Annotated in this window: 22 protein-coding genes; 14 read left to right on the top strand and 8 right to left on the bottom strand. The window is 65.3% G+C overall.

What is annotated here, in order from left to right:
- Nucleotides 1-23: 23 nt before the first annotated feature.
- Nucleotides 24-581, bottom strand: coding sequence for a hypothetical protein (locus IB256_RS16615; protein ID WP_192403320.1), 558 nt, complete (start codon nt 579-581; stop codon nt 24-26).
- A 189-nt stretch (nt 582-770) separates the two neighbouring features.
- Here IB256_RS16615 and IB256_RS16620 point away from each other — a divergent pair, with 189 nt between their 5' ends.
- The 5 genes from IB256_RS16620 (at nt 771) to IB256_RS16640 (ending at nt 4,952) form a co-directional block, all read left to right on the top strand.
- Nucleotides 771-1,565 carry an NYN domain-containing protein gene (locus IB256_RS16620; protein ID WP_192294221.1) on the top strand — a complete coding sequence of 265 codons (795 nt, stop codon included), beginning with the start codon at nt 771-773 and terminating at the stop codon, nt 1,563-1,565.
- A 73-nt stretch (nt 1,566-1,638) separates the two neighbouring features.
- Nucleotides 1,639-1,953, top strand: a complete 315-nt coding sequence (locus IB256_RS16625) for a DUF2845 domain-containing protein (protein ID WP_192294223.1) — start codon at nt 1,639-1,641, stop codon at nt 1,951-1,953.
- Nucleotides 1,954-2,105: 152 nt separating this feature from the next.
- The gene (locus IB256_RS16630) at nt 2,106-2,531 is read left to right on the top strand and encodes a GNAT family N-acetyltransferase (RefSeq protein ID WP_192294224.1); all 426 of its coding nucleotides are present in this window, start codon (nt 2,106-2,108) and stop codon (nt 2,529-2,531) included.
- A 1,151-nt stretch (nt 2,532-3,682) separates the two neighbouring features.
- Nucleotides 3,683-4,135, top strand: coding sequence for a Bro-N domain-containing protein (locus tag IB256_RS16635; protein ID WP_192403322.1), 453 nt, complete (start codon nt 3,683-3,685; stop codon nt 4,133-4,135).
- A 289-nt stretch (nt 4,136-4,424) separates the two neighbouring features.
- Nucleotides 4,425-4,952: an REP-associated tyrosine transposase gene (locus IB256_RS16640; protein WP_192403324.1), complete on the top strand. Its 528-nt coding sequence runs from the start codon at nt 4,425-4,427 to the stop codon at nt 4,950-4,952.
- Nucleotides 4,953-5,067: 115 nt separating this feature from the next.
- On the opposite strand, the gene IB256_RS16645 is transcribed toward IB256_RS16640, so the two are convergent.
- The 3 genes from IB256_RS16645 to IB256_RS16655 all read right to left on the bottom strand — a co-directional run bounded on the left by IB256_RS16645 (nt 5,068) and on the right by IB256_RS16655 (nt 8,399).
- A complete protein-coding gene (locus tag IB256_RS16645) occupies nt 5,068-6,564 on the bottom strand; it encodes a CoA-acylating methylmalonate-semialdehyde dehydrogenase (RefSeq protein ID WP_192294228.1) in 1,497 nt (498 codons plus the stop codon).
- 176 nt (nt 6,565-6,740) lie between these two features.
- Nucleotides 6,741-7,052 (bottom strand): cupin domain-containing protein, encoded by a 312-nt coding sequence (locus tag IB256_RS16650; protein ID WP_138519935.1) that lies wholly within the window; start codon nt 7,050-7,052, stop codon nt 6,741-6,743.
- Nucleotides 7,053-8,399, bottom strand: coding sequence for an aspartate aminotransferase family protein (locus tag IB256_RS16655; RefSeq protein ID WP_081518871.1), 1,347 nt, complete (start codon nt 8,397-8,399; stop codon nt 7,053-7,055). It lies immediately after the preceding gene.
- 137 nt (nt 8,400-8,536) lie between these two features.
- Here IB256_RS16655 and IB256_RS16660 point away from each other — a divergent pair, with 137 nt between their 5' ends.
- The 5 genes from IB256_RS16660 to argE all read left to right on the top strand — a co-directional run bounded on the left by IB256_RS16660 (nt 8,537) and on the right by argE (nt 13,521).
- Nucleotides 8,537-9,457 (top strand): LysR family transcriptional regulator, encoded by a 921-nt coding sequence (locus tag IB256_RS16660; protein ID WP_192403326.1) that lies wholly within the window; start codon nt 8,537-8,539, stop codon nt 9,455-9,457.
- A 332-nt stretch (nt 9,458-9,789) separates the two neighbouring features.
- On the top strand, nt 9,790-11,118 hold the full coding sequence (locus IB256_RS16665; RefSeq protein WP_192294230.1) for a flavin-containing monooxygenase: 1,329 nt from the start codon (nt 9,790-9,792) through the stop codon (nt 11,116-11,118).
- Between the two features lie 3 nt (nt 11,119-11,121).
- Complete coding sequence (locus IB256_RS16670; RefSeq protein WP_015474916.1) at nt 11,122-11,532, top strand: RidA family protein; 411 nt, start codon at nt 11,122-11,124, stop codon at nt 11,530-11,532.
- Nucleotides 11,533-11,631: 99 nt separating this feature from the next.
- Nucleotides 11,632-12,306 carry a DUF1028 domain-containing protein gene (locus tag IB256_RS16675; RefSeq protein ID WP_192294232.1) on the top strand — a complete coding sequence of 225 codons (675 nt, stop codon included), beginning with the start codon at nt 11,632-11,634 and terminating at the stop codon, nt 12,304-12,306.
- Between the two features lie 63 nt (nt 12,307-12,369).
- Nucleotides 12,370-13,521, top strand: coding sequence for an acetylornithine deacetylase (gene argE / locus IB256_RS16680; protein WP_192403558.1), 1,152 nt, complete (start codon nt 12,370-12,372; stop codon nt 13,519-13,521).
- Nucleotides 13,522-13,754: 233 nt separating this feature from the next.
- Here the strand turns inward: argE and IB256_RS16685 are convergent, their stop codons facing one another.
- The 3 genes from IB256_RS16685 to IB256_RS16695 all read right to left on the bottom strand — a co-directional run bounded on the left by IB256_RS16685 (nt 13,755) and on the right by IB256_RS16695 (nt 16,415).
- Entirely contained in the window at nt 13,755-14,399 is a 645-nt protein-coding gene (locus IB256_RS16685; protein ID WP_192294234.1) for an HAD family hydrolase, read from the bottom strand.
- Between the two features lie 85 nt (nt 14,400-14,484).
- The gene (locus tag IB256_RS16690) at nt 14,485-15,639 is read right to left on the bottom strand and encodes a hypothetical protein (RefSeq protein WP_192403328.1); all 1,155 of its coding nucleotides are present in this window, start codon (nt 15,637-15,639) and stop codon (nt 14,485-14,487) included.
- 233 nt (nt 15,640-15,872) lie between these two features.
- Complete coding sequence (locus tag IB256_RS16695; RefSeq protein ID WP_151188917.1) at nt 15,873-16,415, bottom strand: gamma carbonic anhydrase family protein; 543 nt, start codon at nt 16,413-16,415, stop codon at nt 15,873-15,875.
- Between the two features lie 76 nt (nt 16,416-16,491).
- On the opposite strand from IB256_RS16695, the gene prlC reads away from it, so the two are divergent.
- From prlC to IB256_RS16715, 4 genes are all read left to right on the top strand, one after another.
- Nucleotides 16,492-18,537, top strand: a complete 2,046-nt coding sequence (prlC, locus tag IB256_RS16700) for an oligopeptidase A (RefSeq protein WP_192294238.1) — start codon at nt 16,492-16,494, stop codon at nt 18,535-18,537.
- Nucleotides 18,537-18,806 carry a YheV family putative zinc ribbon protein gene (locus IB256_RS16705; RefSeq protein WP_024763727.1) on the top strand — a complete coding sequence of 90 codons (270 nt, stop codon included), beginning with the start codon at nt 18,537-18,539 and terminating at the stop codon, nt 18,804-18,806. The genes prlC and IB256_RS16705 overlap by 1 nt, the downstream gene beginning before the upstream one ends.
- Nucleotides 18,807-19,055: 249 nt before the next feature.
- Nucleotides 19,056-20,660 (top strand): inorganic phosphate transporter, encoded by a 1,605-nt coding sequence (locus tag IB256_RS16710; RefSeq protein ID WP_192294690.1) that lies wholly within the window; start codon nt 19,056-19,058, stop codon nt 20,658-20,660.
- Nucleotides 20,661-20,873: 213 nt separating this feature from the next.
- Nucleotides 20,874-21,932 carry a PA0069 family radical SAM protein gene (locus tag IB256_RS16715; protein WP_192403330.1) on the top strand — a complete coding sequence of 353 codons (1,059 nt, stop codon included), beginning with the start codon at nt 20,874-20,876 and terminating at the stop codon, nt 21,930-21,932.
- Nucleotide 21,933: 1 nt separating this feature from the next.
- On the opposite strand, the gene IB256_RS16720 is transcribed toward IB256_RS16715, so the two are convergent.
- On the bottom strand, nt 21,934-22,944 hold the full coding sequence (locus IB256_RS16720) for a hypothetical protein (RefSeq protein ID WP_192403332.1): 1,011 nt from the start codon (nt 22,942-22,944) through the stop codon (nt 21,934-21,936).
- Nucleotides 22,945-23,172 lie beyond the last annotated feature (228 nt).

Here is a 23,172-nt window from a genome sequence, read left to right on the forward strand (position 1 = left end):
CGGGCTTTTTTTGTAGAGCGAGATCAGTTCTGCAGCGATACCTGACCGGCACCCAGCTTCAGGCCACCCAGGCGCTGCAGCAGGGTGTTGATGTTGGCGCGGGCCGAGCCTTCGTTGGCCAGGCGCAGGCGGGTCACGCCATAGAACGCATCACCTACTCCCGCGGTGAAGGGCTCCTTCACGGTCTCCTGCCAGACCACGCGGCCACCGGCGTTTTCCACCAGGCTGTACTCGACGGTCGAGGTCACGGTGAAACTGAAGCCGAATACCGGCTGGTCGAGGCTGACCAGCTTGGTGCGCAGCGAATAGGCCGCCTTGTTGCCCTGGCCGAGCAGGCCGGCCTTGCCCAGGGACTGCTCCAGCGCCGCGCGGAAATCAGCGCCGTCGATCTGCGAGGTCCACAGCGGGTTGGTCTTCTTGCCACCCTCGACATCGGTGACCTGGAGGTTGTCGCGCAGCACGGCGTCATAGCCCTGGGTGTGCGCCTGCTGGTCATTGACCTGCATGTTCTCGACCTTCGCCGAAGAGGCGCAGCCGGTCAGCAGGATCGCGAAAAGGGAAACGCAGAGAAAGCGAAACATGGTCATTCCTTCGATGGCAGATTGGGCGCCCAGGCAGTTCGCGATCGAATGATGACGCCACGTTCCTCCCTGAACGGTGGCGGAGGATATGCCTGCGCCAGTGATGGCGCAATGACTCTATTGGCTTGCCGGGTTGTCGCGACCGGCCACGGGCACTAAGGTCGTCGTAACCACCGCAAAGGATGCAGCATGGCCAACAAGTCTCCCTCCCCTCGCCAGCAGACCCATCTCGCCGTCCTGATCGACGCCGACAATGCCCCCGCCGCCATCGTCGAAGGGCTGTTCGAGGAGATAGCCAAGTACGGCGTCGCCAGCGTGAAGCGCATCTATGGCGACTGGACCAAGCCCAACCTGGGCAAGTGGAAACAGGTTCTGCTCGACCACTCCATCCAGCCCATGCAGCAGTTCGCCTACACCAGCGGCAAGAATGCCACCGACAGCGCGCTGATCATCGACGCCATGGACCTGCTCTACACTCGGCGCTTCGACGGCTTCTGCCTGGTTTCCAGCGACAGTGACTTCACCCGCCTGGCCGCGCGCCTGCGCGAAGAGGGCCTGACGGTCTACGGCTTCGGCGAAGAAAAGACGCCCAGGCCCTTCGTCTCCGCCTGCGACAAGTTCATCTACACCGAGATCCTGCGCGCCGTCGCCGAGCCCACACCGGCCACCGACAAGGCTGCCGCCCCGAGCGCCACCGAAGCGGCAAAACCCGCCAGCAAACCCAAGTCGCAGAAAGTCCCGCTGGACTTCATCGCCAAGGTGCTCGACGACATCGACGGCGACGACGATGACTGGGTGCAACTGGGCGCCCTGGGGCAGAACATCAGCAAGCTGCAGCCGGCGTTCGACCCACGCCTGTATGGCTTCAAGAAGCTCAGCGACCTGATCAAGGGCCACCCCAAGCGCTTCGAACTGCAGGCGCGGGGAATCGGCAATACCGGCGGCAAGGACTTGTACGTGCGCAATGCCGGCCCGGTGCGTTAAGCCTGCGTCAGCTCAATGCAGCGTCACTTTCCGGTCGTTAGGGTTGAACTTGAACCTGCAACGGAGCCGCCCCATGCGCCCCTGGCTGATAGCCCTGCTCCTGACCCTCGCTGCCGGCGCTGCCCACGCCGGCACGCTGCGCTGCGGCACCAGCCTGATCAACGAAGGCGACCCGATGGACGAAGTGCTCGCCAAGTGCGGGCAGCCGGACAAGCGCGACATCGTCCCGCCAACCCCGCCCCGGCGCGGGCAGGACGGCAAGATCATCCCCGGCGGCCCGCAACTGGAAACCTGGATGTACGGCCCCAGCAACGGCGCCTACCGCTACCTGCGCTTCCGCGACACCACGCTGGAGCTGATCCGGACTTCGCGCAAAGAGGAAATCTGATCGCAGGGCGCATAACCCGCTAAGGGATATGCGCCGCATCAACGGGGATTCGGGCGCATTCATGCACCGCCGTACCCGCCGCTACCAAAGGCGCCTACCCATCGCGGCAGCATCTCCCTAGACTGATCGCCTTCGCCAATCCGGAGGGCACCATGCAAAGCCAATTCGACTTCACCCTCGGCATCGACCCGCAAGCGCGCGACGTCGTGGTCAAGGGCCTGCTCGCCTACAACCTGGGCCAGATGGGCCGCAGCAACACCTACGACGACTTCGAACTCTATGCCCGCAGCGACGACGGCGAAGTGGTCGGCGGCATGTTCGGCCAATCCGGCATGGGCTGGCTCTACATCGACTACCTCTGGCTGCAGGACGACCAGCGCGGCAGCGGCCTGGGCAGCCAGCTCATCGCCCTCGCCGAAGACGAAGCCCGCCGTCGCGGCTGCGTCGGCCTGTTCCTCTACACCTACAGCTTCCAGGCCCCCGGCTTCTACGAGAAACAGGGCTTCGAGCGCATGGGCGTGCTCGAAGATTGCCCGCCGGGGCATCAGCGGATCTACCTGAAGAAGCAGCTGGGCTGATCGCCGCGCCTTTCCCCTGTAGGAGCGAGCTTGCTCGCGAACCCGCCCAACGCCGGCCCTGCCGGCGTGTCACCGACAACCTGCGCCGTGCAAACTCCGGTGCTCGGCCTCCCCTCACCCTAACCCTCTCCCGGAGGGAGAGGGGACCGTTCGGTGCGTAGCGAAACCACCGTGCCAGCCGGCACGATCTGCATCCGTAAGGCGGATAACGCCCTCGGCGTTATCCGCCGTTCTGGCGCATAACCCGTTCCGGGTTATGCGCCCTACGTCTGCGGCAATGGAGTTCTCCGTTGTGCATTTCGCGGACAAGGTCCGCTCCTACAGATGGGCAACGGTGCCGTGCGGTTCGCGAGCAAGCTCGCTCCTACGAAGAGCGCCGTCGCTCCGACGAACCGGCTCTGGCTCTGGCTCTAAAGGACTTCCAGAGAAATACCAGCGCACTCCGACTGCCCCGTTCAGGAGGCCTCGTTGAAGCGGAGTTTCTGGGGTTGAGCGGCATGGATGCCGCGAGAGCCGCGATGGGCCAGGGATGGCCCTTCGCGGCGTGCCCCTGAAACTGCGCTTCAACGAGGGTATTTTTCGCCTAAGCGAAAAACCGGATGTCCGGGGCAAGACCTTTGCCTCCTTTGGGGCGTTTGCCAAAGGAGGTCGCCCGAGGGGGCGAAACAAAAAGCCCACGCGCATGCCGAAGCGGCGCAGAACACCCGACCTGGAAGCATCGCGGACAGAGTCCGCTCCTACACAAGCGGGAACACCGGTACTGGGCGGTTCGCGAGGCCGAATCCGTTCCCTACGGATTTCGGCATTTCCCACGTCCCTGTGGGTCACAAGCTCGCTCCTACACGCAAGCCGGAAACCGCTGCTTGTTGGGCACACCTGCCATTCCTATCCTCGCCCAGTCACATCAGTGACATGGGTTTGGCGACCCGGAATTAGTGGCGCGAAAGCGCTTGAAGGCGCTTGCGAGAACAGCGAATGTTCTTGCAGGTCCCCGCACGTGCAGAATTTTCTGCAACGCTCAATGGCGGATCGCGCGGGGAGACTTCCGGGTCTGCCGGGCACCACTAACCGGTTCGCCAACCCCGCGCGGTCTGCCTCCCTTCGTTTGGCGACGTCGATGGCAGCTCTAAACTTTTAGTGGAGCTTCATCAATGCAAAACACCTACACCCCAACCTTCTTCACCCGCAAAAAACGCTTCCTGCGCGGCCTCATGCTCGACAACCAGGCCTGGTTCGTTTCCCGCGACATCGCCCGCCTGCTCTCCGTCCAGTATCCCGACAGCTTCCACCACCGCTTCTTCCCCCACGAAGTCCAGACCCTCCCTCTGACCTACCGCACCGGCACCACGGAAGACACCGTCCTGCTCAGCGAAGCCGCCATCTACAAGGCCTTCGTCCGCTTCGGCCACCCCGAACTCGAAGCACTGGACCGCTGGCTCTGCCACGACGTCATTCCCACCCTGCGCGACCAGCACACCCCTGAATCCGAAGCACCCCGCCGCGTCCTCCTCACCTGGGACGCCCGCCGCCTGATGCTGCTGAACTGGCAAGGCGGCCTGTGGATGCGCTGGGAAGAAGTCCCGCAAATGATCGATTGCCACTGAGTCGCCGCAGCATGGGTATCGCTGCGCTCCACCCATCCTACAAAGGTTTCAGCCGGCTCCCGCAGAGCCGCAGGTGACCTCGAACTTAGGATGGCGTGAAGCGCAGCGATACCTATCAACAAAGCCCAGCCGCCCCCACGGAGCCACAAGTGACCTCGAACGTAGGATGGCGTGGAGCGCAGCGATACCCATCAACAAAGCCCAGCCGGCCCCCGCAGCGCCACAAGCGACCTCGAACGTAGGATGGCGTGGAGCGCAGCGATACCCATCAATGCCCACAGGACGCGCCATGACCTCATACCGCCGCGACAGAACCGATGGCGCCACCTGGTTCTTCACCCTTGCCCTGGCCGACCGCCGCTCACGCCTGCTGGTAGAGAACATCGACCTGCTCTGCGCCGCCTTTGGCTACACGCAACAACGCCACCCCTGGCACATCGACGCCATCGTCATCCTGCCCGACCACCTGCACGCCATCTGCACCCTGCCAGTGGGCGACGCGAATTACGCGCTGCGCTGGCGGCTGATCAAGACAGAATTCTCACGGGCGCTCCCCAGGACGGAGGTCGTCTCTGGCAGCCGCCAGACAAAGGGCGAGCGCGGCATCTGGCAACGGCGTTACTGGGAGCACCGAATTCGCGACGACCTCGACTTCGTACGGCACGTGGACTACATCCACTTCAATCCGTGCAAGCACGGCCATGCTCCCCACGTGGTCGATTGGAGGTGGTCGTCATTTCATCGCTACGTGCGTAACGGGCTGCTGGTGAGGAATTGGGGCGGGGAGGCAGTGGAGGGAATCGAGGCGGGGGAATGATGGGTATCGCTTCGCTCCACGCCATCCTACGAATAGGTTCCCGAAAAGAACGGTGCACTTGGCAATAAAAAAGGCCGGTCATCTGACCGGCCTTTTTCTTACCGCTTATTCACCATCAGCCATTGCTGGGGAAGGCGAACTGCGCCGCTTCGTGCGACTTGCGCTGCGGCCAGCGCTGGGTGATGGCCTTGCGCTTGGTGTAGAAGCGCACGCCATCCGGGCCGTAGGCGTGCAGGTCGCCGAACAGCGAACGCTTCCAGCCGCCGAAGCTGTGGTAGGCCACCGGTACCGGCAGCGGTACGTTGACACCGACCATGCCGACTTCGATCTCGTCGCAGAACAGGCGGGCCGCTTCACCGTCGCGGGTGAAGATGCAGGTGCCGTTGCCGTATTCGTGGTCGTTGATCAGCTGCATGGCTTCTTCCAGGCTGTTCACGCGCACGATGCAGAGCACCGGGCCGAAGATTTCTTCCTGGTAGATGGTCATGTCCGGGGTCACCTTGTCGAACAGGGTGCCGCCGATGAAGAAGCCGTTCTCGTGACCGGCCACCTTGAAGTTGCGGCCGTCGACCAGCAGCTGGGCACCCTGCTCGACACCGGTGTCGATGTAGCCGGTGACCTTGGCCTGGGCAGCGCCGGTGACCAGCGGGCCCATGTCCAGGCCGCAGTTGGTGCCGGCGCCGATCTTCAGGGCCTTGATCTGCGGAACGATCTTCTCGACCAGCGCGTCGCCGATCTGGTCGCCCACGCAAACGGCCACGGAGATGGCCATGCAACGCTCGCCGCAGGAGCCGTAGGCCGCACCCATCAGGGCGCTGACGGCGTTGTCCAGGTCGCAGTCGGGCATCAGAACCGCGTGGTTCTTGGCGCCGCCCAGGGCCTGTACGCGCTTGCCGCGCTTGGTGCCTTCGGAATAGATGTACTCGGCGATCGGGGTCGAGCCCACGAAGCTCAGGGCTTTGACTTCCGGTGCTTCGATCAGCGCGTCCACGGCGGTCTTGTCGCCGTGCACCACGTTCAGCACGCCCTTGGGCAGGCCGGCTTCTTCGAAGAGTTCGGCGATCAGCAGGGTGGAGCTCGGGTCACGCTCGGACGGCTTGAGGATGAAGGTGTTGCCGCAGGCGATGGCCAGCGGGTACATCCACAGGGGCACCATGGCCGGGAAGTTGAACGGGGTGATACCGGCGACCACGCCGATCGGCTGGAAGTCGCTCCAGGCATCGATGTTCGGGCCGACGTTGCGGCTGTATTCGCCTTTGAGGATTTCCGGGGCGGCGCTGGCGTACTCGACGTTCTCGATGCCGCGCTTGAGTTCACCGGCGGCGTCTTCGATGGTCTTGCCGTGTTCTTCGCTGATCAGCTGGACGATGCGCTGCTCGTTGGCTTCGAGCAGTTGCTTGAAGCGGAACAGCACCTGGGCGCGCTTGGCCGGCGGGGTGTTGCGCCAGGCCGGGAAGGCGGCCTTGGCGGCGTCGATGGCCTGCTGGACGGTTTCACGGCTGGCCAGCGGGACCTTGCGGATGGCTGCGCCGGTGGACGGGTTGAAGACGTCGGCGGTGCGGCCGGTGTCGGCGATCATCTCGCCGCCGATCAGGTGCTTGACGGTGGTCATGGGCTGTCTCTTCTCGCTTGAATGGTTCGGGTGAAGGACTTCAAGAGCCCCTCTCCCCAACCCTCTCCCTGAAGGGAGAGGGGGCTTGTTCGGAGTGTGGGCAAAGCCGCGTGGCTCGCCGGGAACTGCACTTTAAAAGGAGTTTCCCGGCTACGCCTTCTCGCGTGCCCGCGCACTCAGTGGCTGTGCGGGTGCTCGTCGCTCTTGAGCTCGATCTCGATGAACGCCACTTCGTGATCGCAAGGATTGATCACGTTGTGCTCGGTTCCGATCTGACGGGTGTAGCTCGCACCCAGGACCAGCGGCGCGCGGCGCTCGCCCTCGGGGGTTTCCAGCAGCAGTTCGCCGTTGGTCACCGGGACCACGACGTATTCCATGCCGTGGCGGTGCCAGCCGGTCTCGGCACCGGGGGCGAAGCGCCACTCGGTGACCAGGACCTTGTCGTTGTCGATCTGTACCGTCGGGACGGCCTTCGGACGCTCGCTCACTTACGCTACCCCGTTGAGGGCATCGCCCACGGCGCTGAACAGGCGGTCCAGGTCCTCGGGCTTGGCGTTGAAGGTCGGGCCGAACTGCAGGGTGTCGCCGCCGAAGCGCACGTAAAAGCCTTCTTTCCACAGCTTCATGCTGGCTTCGAACGGACGCACGATGGCGTCGCCGTCGCGGGCGCCGATCTGGATGGCGCCGGCCAGGCCGCAGTTGCGGATGTCGATGACGTTCTTCGCGCCCTTCAGGCCGTGCAGGGCCTTCTCGAAGTAGGGAGCCAGTTCCAGCGACTGCTGGATCAGGTTCTCTTTCTCCAGCAGGTCCAGCGCGGCGATACCGGCGGCGCAGGCGACCGGGTGCGCGGAATAGGTGTAGCCATGGCCGAACTCGACGGCGTATTCCGGCAGGTTCTGGCCCATGAAGGTGTCGTAGATTTCGCTGCTGGCGATCACCGCGCCCATCGGGATGGCGCCGTTGGTGACCTGCTTGGCGACGTTCATGATGTCCGGCTTCACGCCGAAGAACTCGGCGCCGGTGGCCTTGCCCATGCGGCCGAAGGCGGTGATCACTTCGTCGAAGATCAGCAGGATGTTGTGCTGGTCGCAGATTTCGCGCAGGCGCTGCAGGTAGCCCTTCGGCGGAACCAGAACGCCGGCGGAGCCGGACATCGGCTCGACGATGACGGCGGCGATATTCGACGCGTCATGCAGTTCGATCAGTTTCAGCAGTTCGTTGGCCAGCTCGACACCGCCGGTTTCGGCCATGCCCTTGGTGAAGGCCATGCCCGGCTGCAGGGTGTGCGGCAGGTGGTCGACGTCCATCAGCTGGCCGAACATCTTGCGGTTGCCACCGATGCCGCCCAGGGCGGTGCCGGCGACGTTCACGCCGTGGTAGCCACGGGCGCGACCGATCAGCTTGGTCTTCTGCGCCTGGCCTTTCAGGCGCCAGTAGGCGCGGGCCATCTTGATCGAGGTGTCGGCGCACTCGGAGCCCGAGCCGGTGAAGAATACGTGGTCGAGGCCGGCCGGGGTCAGCTGGGTGATTTTTTCCGCCAGCTTGAAGGACAGCGGGTGGCCGTACTGGAAGGCCGGGGAGTAGTCGAGGGTGGTCAGCTGCTTGGCGACCGCGTCGGCGATTTCCTTGCGCGAGTGACCGGCGCCGCAGGTCCACAGGCCCGACAGGCTGTCATAGATCTTGCGGCCCTGGTCGTCCACCAGCCAGCTGCCTTCGGCGGCGACGATGATGCGCGGGTCTTTATGGAAGTTGCGGTTGGCGCTGAAGGGCATCCAGTGGGCCTTCAGGTTCAGTTCGCTGGCCACCGACGGGGTGACGTTCACTTGCTGGTTCATGGAGCATGTCCTCGACGACAGTCTTGTTGGGCGCGCAGGCCGCGTCGGGCCTGGTGCGATGGGAGTAGATTGGGCCTGACTAAACGTGAGTTAAAGCTTATTCTTCTTACGTTCAGTTTCGAATTGGTAAAACTAAGATGGCGAAACAACGGGCGCCTTCCCTGGGCCAGGTCAGCGATTTCGAGATCCGCCTGCTGCGCATCTTCAAAACCATAGTCGAGTGCGGCAGCTTCTCGGCCGCGGAAAGCACGCTGGGCATCAGCCGCTCGGCCATCAGCCTGCACATGGGCGACCTGGAAAAGCGCCTGGGCATGCGCCTGTGCCAGCGCGGCCGGGCGGGCTTCGCGCTCACCGACGAGGGCCGCGAGGTGTACCGCGCGACCCAGTCGCTGCTGGCGGCGCTGGAGGGTTTCCGCGCCGAGGTCAACGAGTTGCACCAGCACCTGCGCGGCGAGCTGAACATCGGCATCATCAACAACCTGGTGACCCTGCCGCAGATGCGCATCACCCATGCCCTGCGCGCGCTGAAGGCCAGCGGGCCGGGCGTGCGGATCAACATCGGCATGACCACGCCCAACGAGATCGAGCTGGGCGTTCTCGACGGACGGTTGCATGTGGGGGTGGTGCCGCTCATCAGCCCGCTTTCAGGGCTGGAGTATTCCGCTCTTTATGAAGAGCGCTCACTGCTGTTCTGCAGCCAGGAGCACCCGCTGTTCGAGCGCGACGACGCGAGCATCACGGTGGAGGAGATTCACGCCTGCGACGCGGTGGAGCCCAGCTACCGCATCCCCGCCGAAGCCCAGGAGCGCCACCAGGAACTGCGCGGCAGCGCCAACGCCTCGGACCGCGAGGGCATGGCCTTCCTTATTCTCACCGGCAGCTACATCGGCTACCTGCCCGACCACTATGCCGCCGACTGGGTCGCCCAGGGCCGCCTGCGCTCGCTGCGGCCGGAGCGCTTCCACTACGACATCCCGCTGACCGTGGTGACCCGCAAGGGCCGCCGGCCGAACCTGGTGCTGGAGCGGTTCATCGAGGCGGTGGCGGAAAGCCGCTGATCCGCCAGACGCTCAGGATGAATGCCTCCATAGGATGGCGTGGAGCGCAGCGATACCCATCCTACCTGGCGTCACGCCGGTGACGCTGGCGCGGAATCAAGCCCGAACAAGCCACATTCTGCCTATCCAATTTGTCGCCCCAGCCACCAAAAATCCTATACCCCCTCCCCTGCAGCCCGCGGGCCGCGGGGTTTGCGTGGGTGCAGCTTTTCCCTAGCCTGCGACTACAAAAAACATAATTTCGCTATTCACAGCCTCTGAACAGAATGCGGCCAACAGCTCACCGCAGCCGCAACAAGAACAAACGTGATCAGAGTCTGAGGAAGCAAGCCATGACCGACCTGAATCCAGGCGCCTTCGGCAAGAAGTCGCTTGATAACCTGGAAATCGACACGCTGGTCGTTGGCGCCGGACAAGCCGGCGTGGCCATGAGCGAGCACCTGACCCAGCAGGGCGTGCCGCACATCGTGCTGGAAAAGAGCCGCATCGCCGAAGCCTGGCGCACCGGCCGCTGGGACTCGCTGGTCGCCAACGGCCCGGCCTGGCATGACCGCTTCCCGAACATGGAATTCCCGGTCGGCCCGGATGACTTCCCGGCCAAGGAGCAGGTCGCCGAGTACTTCGTCGCCTACGCCAAGCAGTTCAATGCGCCGATCCGCACCGGTGTGGAAGTGAAGAAGGTCACCCGCAACGAAGGCCGCCCCGGCTTCACCGTGGAAACCTCCGAGGGCACTCTCCAAGCCCTGCGCATCGTCTCCGCCACCGGCCCGTTCCAGCGCCCGGTGATCCCGGCCATCGCGCCGAAGGACGAGAGCATCCAGCAGATCCACTCGGCCAAGTACTTCAACCCGCAGCAGTTGCCCGAAGGCGCCGTGCTGGTGATCGGTGCCGGCTCCTCCGGTGTGCAGATCGCCGACGAGCTGAACCGCGCCGGCAAGAAGGTCTTCCTCTCCGTGGGCGCCCATGACCGTCCGCCGCGCTCCTACCGCAACCGCGATTTCGTCTGGTGGCTGGGTGTGCTCGGCCTGTGGGACGCCGAGGAAGTGCAGCCGGGCCGCGAGCACGTGACCATCGCCGTGAGCGGTGCCCGTGGCGGCGAGACCATCGATTTCCGCCGTCTGGCCAACGAGGGCATCACCCTGACCGGCCTGACCAGGTCCTTCGCTGACGGCAAGGTGACCTTCCAGGACGACCTGGTGGCCAACCTGAAGGCCGGCGACGACAACTACCTCGGCCTGCTGGACGCCGCAGACGCCTATATCGAGCAAAACGGCCTCGACCTGCCGCTCGAGCCGGAAGCCCGCAAGGTCTACCCGGACGCCGAGTGCATCCGCAACCCGATCCAGCAGCTGGACCTGGCCGAAGCCGGCATCACCTCGATCATCTGGGCCACCGGCTACGCCGTGGACTTCAACTGGCTGCAGGTGAACGCCTTCGACGACAAGGGCAAGCCCAAGCACCAGCGCGGCGTTTCCCGCGAGCCGGGCGTGTACTTCGTCGGCCTGCCGTGGCTGTCGCGCCGTGGTTCCTCGTTCATCTGGGGCGTATGGCACGACGCCAAGCACGTGGCCGGCCACATCGCCACCCAACGCCGTTATGTCGAATATCAGGATGCCTCGCAGCGCGAAGGCTCCGTTCCGAAAGCCGCATCCTGGGAGTAAGAGATGCCTACCCACACTCGCATCCGCATGTTCAACACCAAGGACACCTACCCGAACCAGACCCTGGACAACGACCTCTGCCAGGCCGTGCGCGCCGGCAACACCGTGTACGTACGCGGCCAGGTCGGTACCGACTTCGAGGGCAACCTGGTGGGCCTCGGTGACCCGCGTGCCCAGGCCGAACAGGCGATGAAGAACGTCAAGCAACTGCTGGAAGAAGCCGGCAGCGACCTGTCGCACATCGTCAAGACCACCACCTACCTGATCGACCCGCGCTACCGCGAGCCGGTGTACCAGGAAGTCGGCAAGTGGCTGAAGGGCGTGTTCCCGATCTCCACCGGCCTGGTGGTGTCGGCCCTCGGCCAGCCGCAGTGGCTGATGGAGATCGACGTCATCGCGGTCATTCCGGACTGATCGATGAACTGAAATGCGATGCGGCGACGCGGGATTTCCTGCCTCGCCGCTTCGTCGTTTGTGCAGGTTTGCGCTGATAGAACAAGCAAAGGAGCCACCATGACCTTCTCCATCGTCGGCCGCTGCGCCGAAACCGGACAACTGGGTATCGCCATCAGCTCCTCGAGCATCGCCGTGGGCGCCCGCTGCCCCTGGGTACGCGCCGGCGTCGGCGCGGTGGCCACGCAGAACATCACCCTGCCGGCCCTCGGCCCGCAGATCCTCGACCAGCTCGAAGCCGGCCTGGAGCCGGGCGCGGCGCTGGACAAGGCGCTCTCCAGCAACGGCTACAGCCAGTACCGCCAGGTGACGGTGATCGACCAGCACGGCAAGGTCGCGCTGTTCACCGGCAGCGAAGCGCTGGGCGTGTACAACGCCGTGGCCGGGGAAAACTGCGTGGCGGCAGGCAACCTGCTGTCGTCCCCCGCAGTGATCCAAGCCATGACCCAGGCCTTCGAAGGCGCCAACGGCTGCCTGGCCGAGCGCCTGCTGGCTGCGATGCAGGCGGCGATGGCCGCCGGTGGCGAGGCCGGCCCGGTGCATTCGGCCGCCCTGAAAGTCGTCGGCGACCTGGTCTGGCCGATCGTCGACCTGCGCGTAGACTGGGCGGACGAAGCGCCCATCGATGAACTGGAAAAACTCTGGGTGGCCTACAAGCCGCAGCTGGAGGACTACCTGGTGCGCGCCCTCGACCCGACCAAGGCGCCGAGCTACGGCGTGCCGGGCGACGAGTAAGCGACCCTCCCGCAGGGGCGGGCCATGCCCGCTCCTGCAAAAGTTCTGAAGCAGGACCCGACCATGCCTTCCAGCCGCGAAATCCTCGCCGACCTGATCGCCTTCGACACCGTCAGCCGCAACTCCAACCTGGCGCTGATCCACTACATCCGCGACTACCTCGCAGGCTATGGCATCGCCTGCGAGCTGTTCCACGATGCTGAAGGCGGCAAGGCCAATCTCTACGCCACGCTCGGCCCGCAGGACCGCGGCGGCGTGTGCCTGTCCGGCCACACTGACGTAGTGCCGACCGATGGCCAGCCGTGGACGGTCCCGCCGTTCGAGCTGACCGAGCGCGACGGCCGCCTCTACGGGCGCGGCACCGCGGACATGAAGGGCTACATCGCCTGCGTGCTGGCGGCGGTGCCGGCGTTCCTCGCCCAGCCGTTGCGCCTGCCGGTGCACCTGGCCTTCTCCTACGACGAGGAAGTCGGCTGCCTCGGCGTGCGCTCGCTGCTCGCCGCGCTGGAGCACCGCGAACACAAGCCGATGCTGTGCATCATCGGCGAACCCACCGAACTCAAGCCGGTGCTCGGCCACAAGGGCAAGCTCGCCCTGCGCTGCCAGGTACACGGCGCACCGTGCCACTCGGCCTACGCGCCGCAGGGCGTGAACGCCATCGAGTACGCGGCGAAACTGATCGGTCGCCTCGGCGAGATCGGCACCCGCCTGGCTGCACCGGAGCGCCATGACCCGCGCTTCGACCCGCCCTATTCCACCGTGCAGACCGGAGTGATCAGCGGCGGTCGCGCGCTGAACATCGTGCCCGCCGAATGCCAGTTCGATTTCGAAGTACGCGCGCTGCCCAGTGACGATCCGCAACAGGTCGCCGATGACCTGCGCGCCTTCGCCGAAGCCGAGCTGCTGCCGAAGATGCGTGCGGTGAAGGCCGAGACGGACATCCGCTTCAGCGAAATTTCCGCCTACCCGGCGCTGGTCACCGACCAGCAGGCCCAGGCTGCGGAGCTGATAGCGCTGCTCAGCGGCTCGCGCGACTTCACGACCGTTGCGTATGGCACCGAAGGCGGGCTGTTCCACCAGGCCGGCATCCCCACCGTGGTCTGCGGCCCGGGCTGCATGGACCAGGGCCACAAGCCGGACGAGTTCGTCAGCCTGGAGCAGTTGGCCAGGTGCGATGAAATGATGGGGCGCCTGGCGGAGTGGTTGCGCGGTTGATTCGCCGCGCGATTTACCCGGTTTTGTAGGAGTGGACTCCGTCCGCGATGGGCATCCGGTTTGCCCGGAGCGGCCGGAAATCGATCGCGAAAGAATTAGCTGTAGGGCGCATAACCCGGGACGGGTTATCCGCCGAATCCCTCGCGGCGGATAACGCTGGCGCGTTATGCGCCCTACGATCCAGTCGGCCGGTCGCGGGCATGGCCCGCTCCTGCAGGTTCAGCGCTGCGCGGTCAGGCAAACGCCGCGCGCAGCTCGTCCATGCTCGCGAAATAGTGCGCCGGGCTTTCCGCCATCAGCTCTTCGCGGCTGCCGAAGCCATAGCCGACACCCGCGGCGGACAGGCCATTGCGGTGCGCCCCGATCAGGTCGTGCTTGCGGTCGCCGATCATCAGCGTCTGTTTCAGGTCCAGCTGCTCGATACCCAGCAGGTGCTCGATCAGCTCGACCTTGTTGGTGCGCGTGCCGTCCAGCTCGCTGCCGTAGATCACCTTGAAGTGCCGGGCGAAGTCGAAGTGGCGGGCGATTTCGGCGGCGAACACCGTTGGTTTGCTGGTGCAGATGTACAGCGTACGGCCCTGGCCACCGAGCAGTTGCAGCAGCTCGGCAACGCCGTCGAACACCTTGTTCTCGTACAGCCCGGTGTCCTTGAAGCGCACGCGGTAGTGGTTCACCGCTTCCCAGGCGCGCGCCTCGTCGAAGTCGTAGGTGCTCATGAAGCACTGCAGCAGCGGCGGGCCGATGAAGTGTTCGAGCTGACGCAGGTCGGGCTCGTCGATGCCCAGCTGGGCGAGGGCGTACTGGATCGAACGGGTGATGCCCTCGCGCGGGTCGGTAAGGGTGCCGTCGAGGTCGAAAAGGATGTTCTGGTAATGCATGGGATCAGCGTCCGGCCGCGAAAGTCGGGCCCGAAGGATACTGCGCATGGCCGCCTGCGCGAAGCGCGGATCGTCGAACGACACCTCAGGGCGCCGCGCCCTGCCCCTGCTTGAGCACGCGGAAGCCGCCACTGACGCTCACCGGCTCGGCCTCGCCGGCGCCGTAGGTCCGGGCGGCGGATGGCTCTTGCGCTTCATCCTCCGGCTGCGCCAGCCGGCCCGTCAGGCTCTGTTGCACGCGGGCGCCGAGGTGATCGACGCCGGACATCACTCCGCCGTCCGGATCGCGCATCAGCGCCAGCCACTGTTCGTCGAAGGCGGCGTTGATCTCCTTGCGCAGCTGGGTCTCCACCTCTGGCCGGTCGTGGTCGTTGCCGGCCATGCTGAACAGGGTGAAGGCCACCGAGATGACCGAGCCGGCGACCTTGCCCGCCGCGCTCGCCACCACCCCGGCGATGCTGCGGTTGCGCAACTCGTGCACCAGCTTGGCGCTGGTGCGCTGGGCCACCGGTGAGACGCCGCTGACCTTGGTGCCGGCACCGGCTTTGCCCGCCGCCGTGCGGATGTCCTGCATCAGCGCGGCGAAGGCCGGCACCTTGCCGATGTCCTTGGCGTACACCACGTCGTACAGCGAAGCATCGCGGCTGGAGGGCGGGCCAAGGGAGATCGCCGGGATGCCCATCAGGTGCTCGTCGAAGGCCTTCTGCGGGATGCCGCGGCGCTGGGGAATGTCCTTCACCGCCACCGTCAGCAGCTCGATGTAATGCCGGGTGGCCTTTTCCATCACCGCGTCCGGGTCGACCTGTTTGGCCACCGGTATCAGCACCTGCTTGCGGTACTGCTCCTGCAGATAGGCGGCCAGTTTGTCGACGGTGGGATCGAGGTCGCCGTGGGAGCCCATCTTGTACCAGGCGACTTTCATGCTCAGCCATTCCTGGGTCCAGTAGCTGGAGAACCAGGGGATGAATTTCTCGTCGGTGCGCTGGTAGACCAGGTCCATCCACTGCTGCATGGCCTCTTCGGCGTAGGCGCGGGCCTGGGAGGTGGCGGCCAGCGAAGCGGCGCCAATGTCGGCGTCGACCTGGTGCCAGGTGGCTTCGGTAATCGGGGCGGCAGGCTGGGCAGGGTGATGGGCGCAACCGGGCAAAACCAGCAGAAGCAGCGCCAGCAGGAGCAGGACGATGACACCGCCGCGCCGCCAGGGCGAAACGGTGGCGCTGGGGGAGCACAGACTGTTCATGGCCGCTCGCCGGCTCGGCGGCGCCGTGATGGCTGGCCGCCCGCTGCTGAACCCGGCCGGGCACGCGCTGGCGTCCGGTCACCTCGGGTCAGTATAGGGCGCGAGGTTCGGCACGGCAGGCCGTCCGGCGGGACGGCCTTGATGTAGGGCGCATAACGCCTCGGGCGTTATCCGCCATCGGAGCATCGGCGGATAAAGCGTTCCGCTTTATGCGCCCAACGGAGGCTCCGCCGTCAGCCCGCGTAACCCTCGGCAATATGCTGATCCTTCAACTTCACATAGTTCCCGGCCGTATAGCTGAAGAACGCCCGCTCCTTGTCCGTCAGCGGCCGGGCCTTCTTCACCGGGCTGCCGACATAGAGGAAGCCGCTCTCCAGTGTCTTGCCCGGCGGCACCAGGCTGCCGGCGCCGAGGATCACCTCGTCCTCGATCACCGCGCCGTCCATGACGATGGAGCCCATGCCCACCAGGATGCGGCTGCCAATAGTGCAGCCATGCAGCAGCACCTTGTGGCCGATGGTCACTTCGTCACCGATGGTCAGCGGGAAGCCGTCCGGGTTGAAGGGGCCGGCGTGGGTGATGTGCAGCACGCTGCCGTCCTGCACGCTGGTGCGCGCGCCGATGCGGATGCGGTGCATGTCGCCGCGAATGGTGACCAGCGGCCAGACCGAGCTGTCCGCGCCGATCTCCACGTCGCCGATGACCACGGCGCTGGCATCGACGAAGACGCGCTCGCCGAGGGATGGCGTTTTGCCCTGATAGGTTCGAATCGTCACGATAGCTTTCCTGTGGCTGCGGTTACGGTCGATTGTATTTAAGATGGCCGGGTGTTTCTTCAGCCAAGGTGCCACCGTGAGCGCGAATCCCCTTCTGCAGAGCTACGACCTGCCGCCCTTCTCCTCCATTCGCCCCGAGCACGTGAAGCCGGCCATCGAGCAGATCCTCGCCGACAACCGCGCCGCCATCGCGCGCATCCTCGCCCAGCAGAACGGCACCCCGACCTGGGCCGGCCTGGTGCTGAGCATGGACGAACTGCATGACCGCCTGGGCAAGGCCTGGAGCCCGGTCAGCCACCTCAACGCGGTGTGCAACAGCGCCGAACTGCGCGAGGCCTACGAAGGCTGCCTGCCGCTGCTGTCCGCCTACTGGACCGAACTGGGCCAGAACCGCGAACTGTTCAAGGCCTACGAGTCGCTGGCTGCCGGTGCCGAGTCGAAGACCTTCGACGTCGCCCAGAAGACCATCCTCGAACACGCCCTGCGCGACTTCCGCCTGTCGGGTATCGACCTGCCGGCCGAACAACAGCAGCGCTACGCCGAAATCCAGACGCGCCTGTCCGAGCTGGGCAGCCGCTTCTCCAATCAGCTGCTGGACGCCACCCAGGCCTGGACCAAGCACGTCACCGACGAAGCCGCGCTGGACGGCCTGACCGACTCGGCCAAGGCGCAGATGCAGCAGGCCGCCCAGGCCAAGGAGCTGGACGGCTGGCTGATCAGCCTGGAATTCCCCAGCTACTACGCGGTGATGACCTACGCCGAAGACCGCGCCCTGCGCGAAGAGGTCTATGCCGCGTACTGCACCCGCGCCTCCGACCAGGGCCCGAACGCCGGGCAGAACGATAACGGCCCGGTGATGCAGGAAATCCTCGACCTGCGCCAGGAACTGTCACGCCTGCTGGGCTTCAAGAACTTCGCCGAGCTGTCCCTGGCCACGAAAATGGCAGAGACCCCAGAGCAGGTCCTGCACTTCCTCCGTGACCTGGCCGTGCGCAGCAAGCCCTTCGCCGCCCAGGATCTGACGCAGCTCAAGGCGTACGCCGCCGAGCAGGGTTGCCCGAACCTCTCCAGCTGGGATGCCAGCTACTTCGGCGAAAAGCTGCGCGAGGCGCGCTACAGCGTGTCCCAGGAAGCCCTGCGCGCCTACTTCCCGGTGGACAAGGTGCTCTCCGGCCTGTTCGCCATCGTGCAGAAGCTCTACGGCATCCAGATCCGCGAGTTGAGCGATTTCGAGCGCTGGCACCCGGACGTGCGCCTGTTCGAGATCGAGGAAAACGGCCAGCACGTCGGCCGCTTCTACTTCGATCTCTACGCCCGCGCCAACAAGCGTGGCGGCGCCTGGATGGACGGCGCCCGCGACCGTCGCCGCACCGCCGAAGGCGAGCTGCAATCGCCGGTGGCCTACCTGGTGTGCAACTTCACCCCCGCGGTCGGCGGCAAGCCAGCGCTGCTGACCCACGATGAAGTCACCACCCTGTTCCACGAATTCGGCCACGGCCTGCACCACCTGCTGACCCGCGTCGAACACGCCGGGGCCTCGGGCATCAACGGCGTGGCCTGGGACGCAGTCGAGCTGCCGAGCCAGTTCATGGAGAACTGGTGCTGGGAGCCCGAAGGCCTGGCGTTGATCTCCGGTCATTACGAAACCGGCGCACCGCTACCCCAGGACCTGCTGGAGAAGATGCTCGCCGCGAAGAACTTCCAGTCCGGCCTGATGATGGTCCGCCAGCTGGAGTTCTCCCTGTTCGACTTCGAGCTGCACGCCACCCACGGCGACGGCCGCAGCGTCCTCGACGTGATCGAGGCGATCCGCGATGAAGTCGCGGTGATGCGCCCGCCGGCGTACAACCGCTTCGCCAACAGCTTCGCGCACATCTTCGCCGGCGGTTACGCGGCCGGTTACTACAGCTACAAGTGGGCCGAAGTGCTGTCCGCCGACGCGTTCTCCCGCTTCGAGGAAGAAGGCGTGCTCAACCCGGCGACCGGCGCAGCCTTCCGCGAGGCGATCCTGGCCAAGGGCGGCTCCCAGGAGCCGATGGCGCTGTTCGTGGCCTTCCGTGGCCGCGAGCCGTCCATCGACGCCCTGCTGCGCCACTCGGGCCTGTCCGAGGAGGCGGCGTGATGAGCGAGGTGAAGAAACGCTTCATCGCCGGGGCCGTCTGCCCGGCCTGCAGCGAGCAGGACAAGATCGTCATGTGGGACGTTGACGGCGTGCCGCATCGCGAATGCGTGGCCTGCGGCTACGCCGACACGCTCAACGCCCAGGGCCAGTCGGTGCCCAAGGAGCTGTCCACCCGCGTCAACACCAGCGCGCTGGAAAAGCCCAAGGACCCGAAGGTGCAGGGGGTGCAGTTCTTCCCCAATCCGAAGCTGAAAAAGCCGCAGGAATAGCGCCCGCGTGACGCTCAGCGAATGCCCCGGCTTGCCGGGGCATTTCTTTTTGGGGCACCGAAATGTCGCACATCACCACCAACATCAAGGAATGTCGAAGCAGCCTTGCCCTAGCATGGCCCTCCGCCCCGCTCGCCCGGCCCGCCCATGATCGCCATGGCCGGCTAGTCTGTAGGGCATCGTCGCAAGGAATCCGCCAGATGCCGCCACCGACCCGAAGGAAGCGCCCCCGTGCTTGACCGCTTTGGCATGCTCGAGGTGATGCGCGCCTCGCGCCTGACGCAGTTCCCCATCAGCCCGGTGCTGCGCGAGACCCACGGATTCAAGGGGCGACTGACCTTCTTCCTGCTGCTGGCCGCCGCGCTGGTATTCACCTTCGCCGCACTCGGGCACGACATCCACGCCAGCGGCACGCAGCTGGAGCCGGGCTGGTCGGTGCTGGTGCTGGTGGTCGCCTTGCTGATCGCCCTGGGTTTCGAGTTCATCAACGGCTTCCATGACACCGCCAATGCGGTGGCCACGGTCATCTACACCAACGCCCTGCCGCCGCGCTTCGCGGTGGCCTGGTCAGGGCTGTGGAATTTCCTCGGCGTGCTCTTCTCCAGCGGTGCGGTGGCCTTCGCCATCGTCTCGCTGCTGCCGCTGGACCTGCTCCTCAAGGTGGACAGCAGCGCCGGGCTGGCGATGATCTTCGCCCTGCTGATCGCCTCGATCCTGTGGAACCTCGGCACCTGGTGGCTGGGCTTGCCGGTGTCCTCGTCGCACACGCTGATCGGCTCCATCGTCGGCATCGGCCTGGCCCACGGCGCCATGGCCGGGCACCTCGGCCTGTCCGGCAACGCCTGGTCGCAATTGCTGACGGTCGGCTATGCGCTGTTTCTCTCACCGGTGGTGGGCTTCTTTGCCGCCTTCGTGCTGCTGCGGGTGGCCAGTTCGACCATCCGCAACCGCGCGCTGTTTCACGCGCCGGAAGGCCGCACGCCACCTCCCAGATGGATTCGGGCGATCCTCATCCTGACCTGCACCGGCGTATCCTTCGCCCACGGCTCCAACGACGGGCAGAAAGGCATCGGTCTGATCATGCTCATCCTGATCGCCACCGTACCCCTGGCGTTCGCCGTGGATCGCGCGCACTCGCCGGAACAGACCCGCCAATTGCTCGCCCTGACCCAGGCCAGCCAGGAACAGCTGCACCGCTCCGGCGGCAGCCCGGCGGCGGACCCGCGCCAGGCGCTGTTGAGCTATCAGGAAGATGAGGTGGTCAGACCTGAACTGCTGCCCTCGCTGGGTAGCGTGATCGGCGATGTCAGTGCGCGCCTGGAGCGCTATGGACAGCTGGACAAGGTGCCGGCCGAGGAGGTGCAGGACCTGCGCAACGACCTCTACCTGAGCCTGGAGACCATCCGCCTGCTGGACCGCAGCGACCAGCACTTCGAACTGGAAACCTGGAGCAGCCTGCAGGCGCTGCGCCAGGGCGGCGAGCAGGCGATCCGCTTCATTCCGGTGTGGGTGAAGGTCGCGGTCGCCCTGGCGCTGGGCCTGGGCACGCTGGTGGGCTGGCGGCGCATCGTCACCACGGTCGGCGAGGGCATCGGCAAGACGCCGCTGACTTATGCACAGGGTGCTTCGGCGCAACTGGTGGCCATGCTAACCATTGGCGCGGCGGACGGCTTCGGCCTGCCGGTGTCGACGACCCAGGTGCTCTCCTCCGGCGTGGCCGGCACCATGGCGGCCAACGGCAGCGGGCTGCAGTGGCCGACCATCCGCAACATGCTGCTGGCCTGGGTGCTGACGCTGCCGGCGGCCATCGGGCTCGCGGCGGGGCTGTACTGGCTGTTCACCCGGCTGCTCTGACGGGTAGTAGGGCGAATGATCTGGAACAGGTTATCCGCCGATGTGCCGTCGGCGGATAATGCTGGCGCGTTATCCGCCCTACGCACCCTGCAGCTGGGGCTTGTAGGAACAACCCGACAGTTGGAAATCAGACCGCCGAGCAGTTAGTGCTGGCTGTGGAAAACTCAGTGAATTACTGTATTTATATACAGCACTCCTTCAGAGCTTTCCCACATGAGCACTTCCCTTCCACCCCGCGGCCGGGGTACCGCCAGCAATCCGCACAACCGCTTCGCGCCAACCACGTCGGTGCCTGTGGATAACGACTGGTACGATGAAGTGCCCAAGCCCCAGGTGACGGAAATCCGCAGCGAACGGGCGAAGTCGGTGATCTCGCGCAACCAGTCGCCGGACCTGCCCTTCGACCGCTCGATCAACCCCTATCGCGGCTGCGAACACGGCTGCATCTACTGCTACGCGCGGCCGAGCCACGCTTACTGGGACCTGTCGCCGGGGCTGGATTTCGAGACGAAACTGATCGCCAAGACCAACGCCGCCGAAGTGCTGGAAGAAGAGCTGAGTCGCAAGGGCTATGTCTGCGCGCCGATCAATCTGGGCGCCAATACCGACCCGTACCAGCCCATCGAGCGCCAGCAGCGCCTGACCCGGCAGATCCTCGAGGTGCTGCTGCGTTACCGCCATCCGCTGACCATCGTCACCAAGGGGTCGCTGATCCTGCGCGACCTCGACCTGCTGGCCGAACTGGCGCAGCACAAACTGGTGGGCGTGATGATCAGCCTGACCACCCTGGACGACGAGCTCAAGCGCATCCTCGAGCCCCGCGCCGCCGCGCCCTCCGCGCGCCTGCGGGCGATCCGCGTACTGCGCGAACACGGCATTCCGGTGGGCGTGCTGTGTTCGCCGATGATCCCGATGATCAATGACCGCGAACTGGAAGCGCTGCTCGAAGCTGCCCACGACGCCGGCGCCCAGAGCGCCAGCTACATGATGCTGCGCCTACCGCGCGAAGTCGGTCCGCTGTTCGAGGAGTGGCTGGAGGTGCACTACCCGCAGCGCGCCAATCATGTGATGAGCCTGATTCGTCAGCTGCGTGGCGGGGAAATCTACGACAGCCGCTTCGGCCATCGCTTCCGTGGTGACGGTCCGTTCGCCGACCTGCTGGCCAAGCGCTTCGAGGTCGCCATGCGCCGCCTGGGCCTGAACCGGCGCGGCAGCTTCGGCCTGGACTGCACGGCGTTCGCTCCACCGCGCAGCCAGATGAGCCTGTTCTGAATCAGCGGTCGGGAGCCACCAGGTCCGCCATCATCTGGGCGAGCTGCAGCGGCGAGTTGAGCAGCTTCTCGATGACCACCAGCACGTTCTTCTCCTCCTTGCTGACCTTGCTGCCGAAGCCGAGGAAGCCGCCGCCGGAGGATTCCGCCACCGCCTTGCCCAGCGCCAGCAGGTCGGCCTTGAAGGCTGCCGCGTCAGTGTCGCTGGCCTGCTGTCCGAGCAGTCGGTTGACGTCGACCAGGTACTGCAGGCGGTTGAACGCGGGGTCGGAGAAGCGCTGCAGAAAGTCCATCAGCACCGCGCGGCCGCTGGGCGTATCCGGGCTGAGTTCGGTCATCACGCGCTGCATCAGCACGCTGGGGTACTTGCCGGACTCCTTGAACAGCTTGCCGAAGGCCGCAGCCTCCTTGGCATCGATCTCACCGTCGGCGCTGGCGACCATGCAGAAGATCGCCACGGGTGCCTCGCGCAGATGCTTCCAGTCCTCGCCGGAGAAGCCGGCGAAGCCGGTCATGCCGGTGATCTGGTCTTGCTGGTGCTCCTTCCAGATCACACGACCCTCGGCGTTTTCATCGCGACCCTGGTAGAAAGCGTCGATCAGCGGTTGCAGCTCGTCCTGGGCAATGCCGGTGACGCCCAGCAGCTTGGGCTTGAACACGGCGAAGCCTTCATGGCTGTGGGCATGGCGGTAAGGGACGGCCAGCTGCATCTCACGACGCGGCTCGGCGTAGGAAACGACGTTCAGAATCAGCGCATCGACCTTGCCGACCTCCTTGTGGGTCACGAAGCCGTCGACAATCAATACCGCGCCGATCGCCTGCTGGGTGTTCTCCTGGTACATCCGCTGGCCCGCCTGCATGGCCTCCTCGCCGGTGTCCGCCATCAGCACCACCATCTTGAGCCGGCCATCGGGCTCCAGGCAGTGGAACATCGGCATCAGCAACTCGCCGCCGCTCACCGTTTGCACCGCGCTCGCGGCCGCGTTGCCGGCCATCCTATAGATGTCTTGCATGGTCACATCCTTGTTTTCGGGGGGGAACTGGGGAAGGATCCGGCGCCGTGCGCCACGCTCGTCATCCTGACCAAGCGGTAGGTCCGGTGGTCCGGGTCTTACAGTAATCGCCACGAATAATGTCACATTGCCTGCAGCGAAAATATTGGCGTCGTCACAGTAGCACTGTGACATTTCATCGCCATGATAGCTTGTCGATATCATCTTGAAATGTCGGCGAAACATCAT

The sequence above is a fragment of the Pseudomonas sp. PDM17 genome (genome assembly GCF_014851985.1).
GTDB lineage: Bacteria > Pseudomonadota > Gammaproteobacteria > Pseudomonadales > Pseudomonadaceae > Pseudomonas.

What these genes read in the sequence shown, in the direction of transcription:
- IB256_RS16615 (WP_192403320.1), bottom strand. Translation starts at nt 581, where the DNA reads ATGTTTCGCTTTCTCTGCGTTTCCCTTTTCGCGATCCTGCTGACCGGC.
- IB256_RS16620 (WP_192294221.1), top strand. Translation starts at nt 771, where the DNA reads ATGGCCAACAAGTCTCCCTCCCCTCGCCAGCAGACCCATCTCGCCGTC.
- IB256_RS16625 (WP_192294223.1), top strand. Translation starts at nt 1,639, where the DNA reads ATGCGCCCCTGGCTGATAGCCCTGCTCCTGACCCTCGCTGCCGGCGCT.
- IB256_RS16630 (WP_192294224.1), top strand. Translation starts at nt 2,106, where the DNA reads ATGCAAAGCCAATTCGACTTCACCCTCGGCATCGACCCGCAAGCGCGC.
- IB256_RS16635 (WP_192403322.1), top strand. Translation starts at nt 3,683, where the DNA reads ATGCAAAACACCTACACCCCAACCTTCTTCACCCGCAAAAAACGCTTC.
- IB256_RS16640 (WP_192403324.1), top strand. Translation starts at nt 4,425, where the DNA reads ATGACCTCATACCGCCGCGACAGAACCGATGGCGCCACCTGGTTCTTC.
- IB256_RS16645 (WP_192294228.1), bottom strand. Translation starts at nt 6,564, where the DNA reads ATGACCACCGTCAAGCACCTGATCGGCGGCGAGATGATCGCCGACACC.
- IB256_RS16655 (WP_081518871.1), bottom strand. Translation starts at nt 8,399, where the DNA reads ATGAACCAGCAAGTGAACGTCACCCCGTCGGTGGCCAGCGAACTGAAC.
- IB256_RS16660 (WP_192403326.1), top strand. Translation starts at nt 8,537, where the DNA reads ATGGCGAAACAACGGGCGCCTTCCCTGGGCCAGGTCAGCGATTTCGAG.
- IB256_RS16665 (WP_192294230.1), top strand. Translation starts at nt 9,790, where the DNA reads ATGACCGACCTGAATCCAGGCGCCTTCGGCAAGAAGTCGCTTGATAAC.
- IB256_RS16670 (WP_015474916.1), top strand. Translation starts at nt 11,122, where the DNA reads ATGCCTACCCACACTCGCATCCGCATGTTCAACACCAAGGACACCTAC.
- IB256_RS16675 (WP_192294232.1), top strand. Translation starts at nt 11,632, where the DNA reads ATGACCTTCTCCATCGTCGGCCGCTGCGCCGAAACCGGACAACTGGGT.
- argE (WP_192403558.1), top strand. Translation starts at nt 12,370, where the DNA reads ATGCCTTCCAGCCGCGAAATCCTCGCCGACCTGATCGCCTTCGACACC.
- IB256_RS16685 (WP_192294234.1), bottom strand. Translation starts at nt 14,399, where the DNA reads ATGCATTACCAGAACATCCTTTTCGACCTCGACGGCACCCTTACCGAC.
- IB256_RS16690 (WP_192403328.1), bottom strand. Translation starts at nt 15,639, where the DNA reads ATGAACAGTCTGTGCTCCCCCAGCGCCACCGTTTCGCCCTGGCGGCGC.
- IB256_RS16705 (WP_024763727.1), top strand. Translation starts at nt 18,537, where the DNA reads ATGAGCGAGGTGAAGAAACGCTTCATCGCCGGGGCCGTCTGCCCGGCC.
- IB256_RS16710 (WP_192294690.1), top strand. Translation starts at nt 19,056, where the DNA reads ATGCTCGAGGTGATGCGCGCCTCGCGCCTGACGCAGTTCCCCATCAGC.
- IB256_RS16715 (WP_192403330.1), top strand. Translation starts at nt 20,874, where the DNA reads ATGAGCACTTCCCTTCCACCCCGCGGCCGGGGTACCGCCAGCAATCCG.
- IB256_RS16720 (WP_192403332.1), bottom strand. Translation starts at nt 22,944, where the DNA reads ATGCAAGACATCTATAGGATGGCCGGCAACGCGGCCGCGAGCGCGGTG.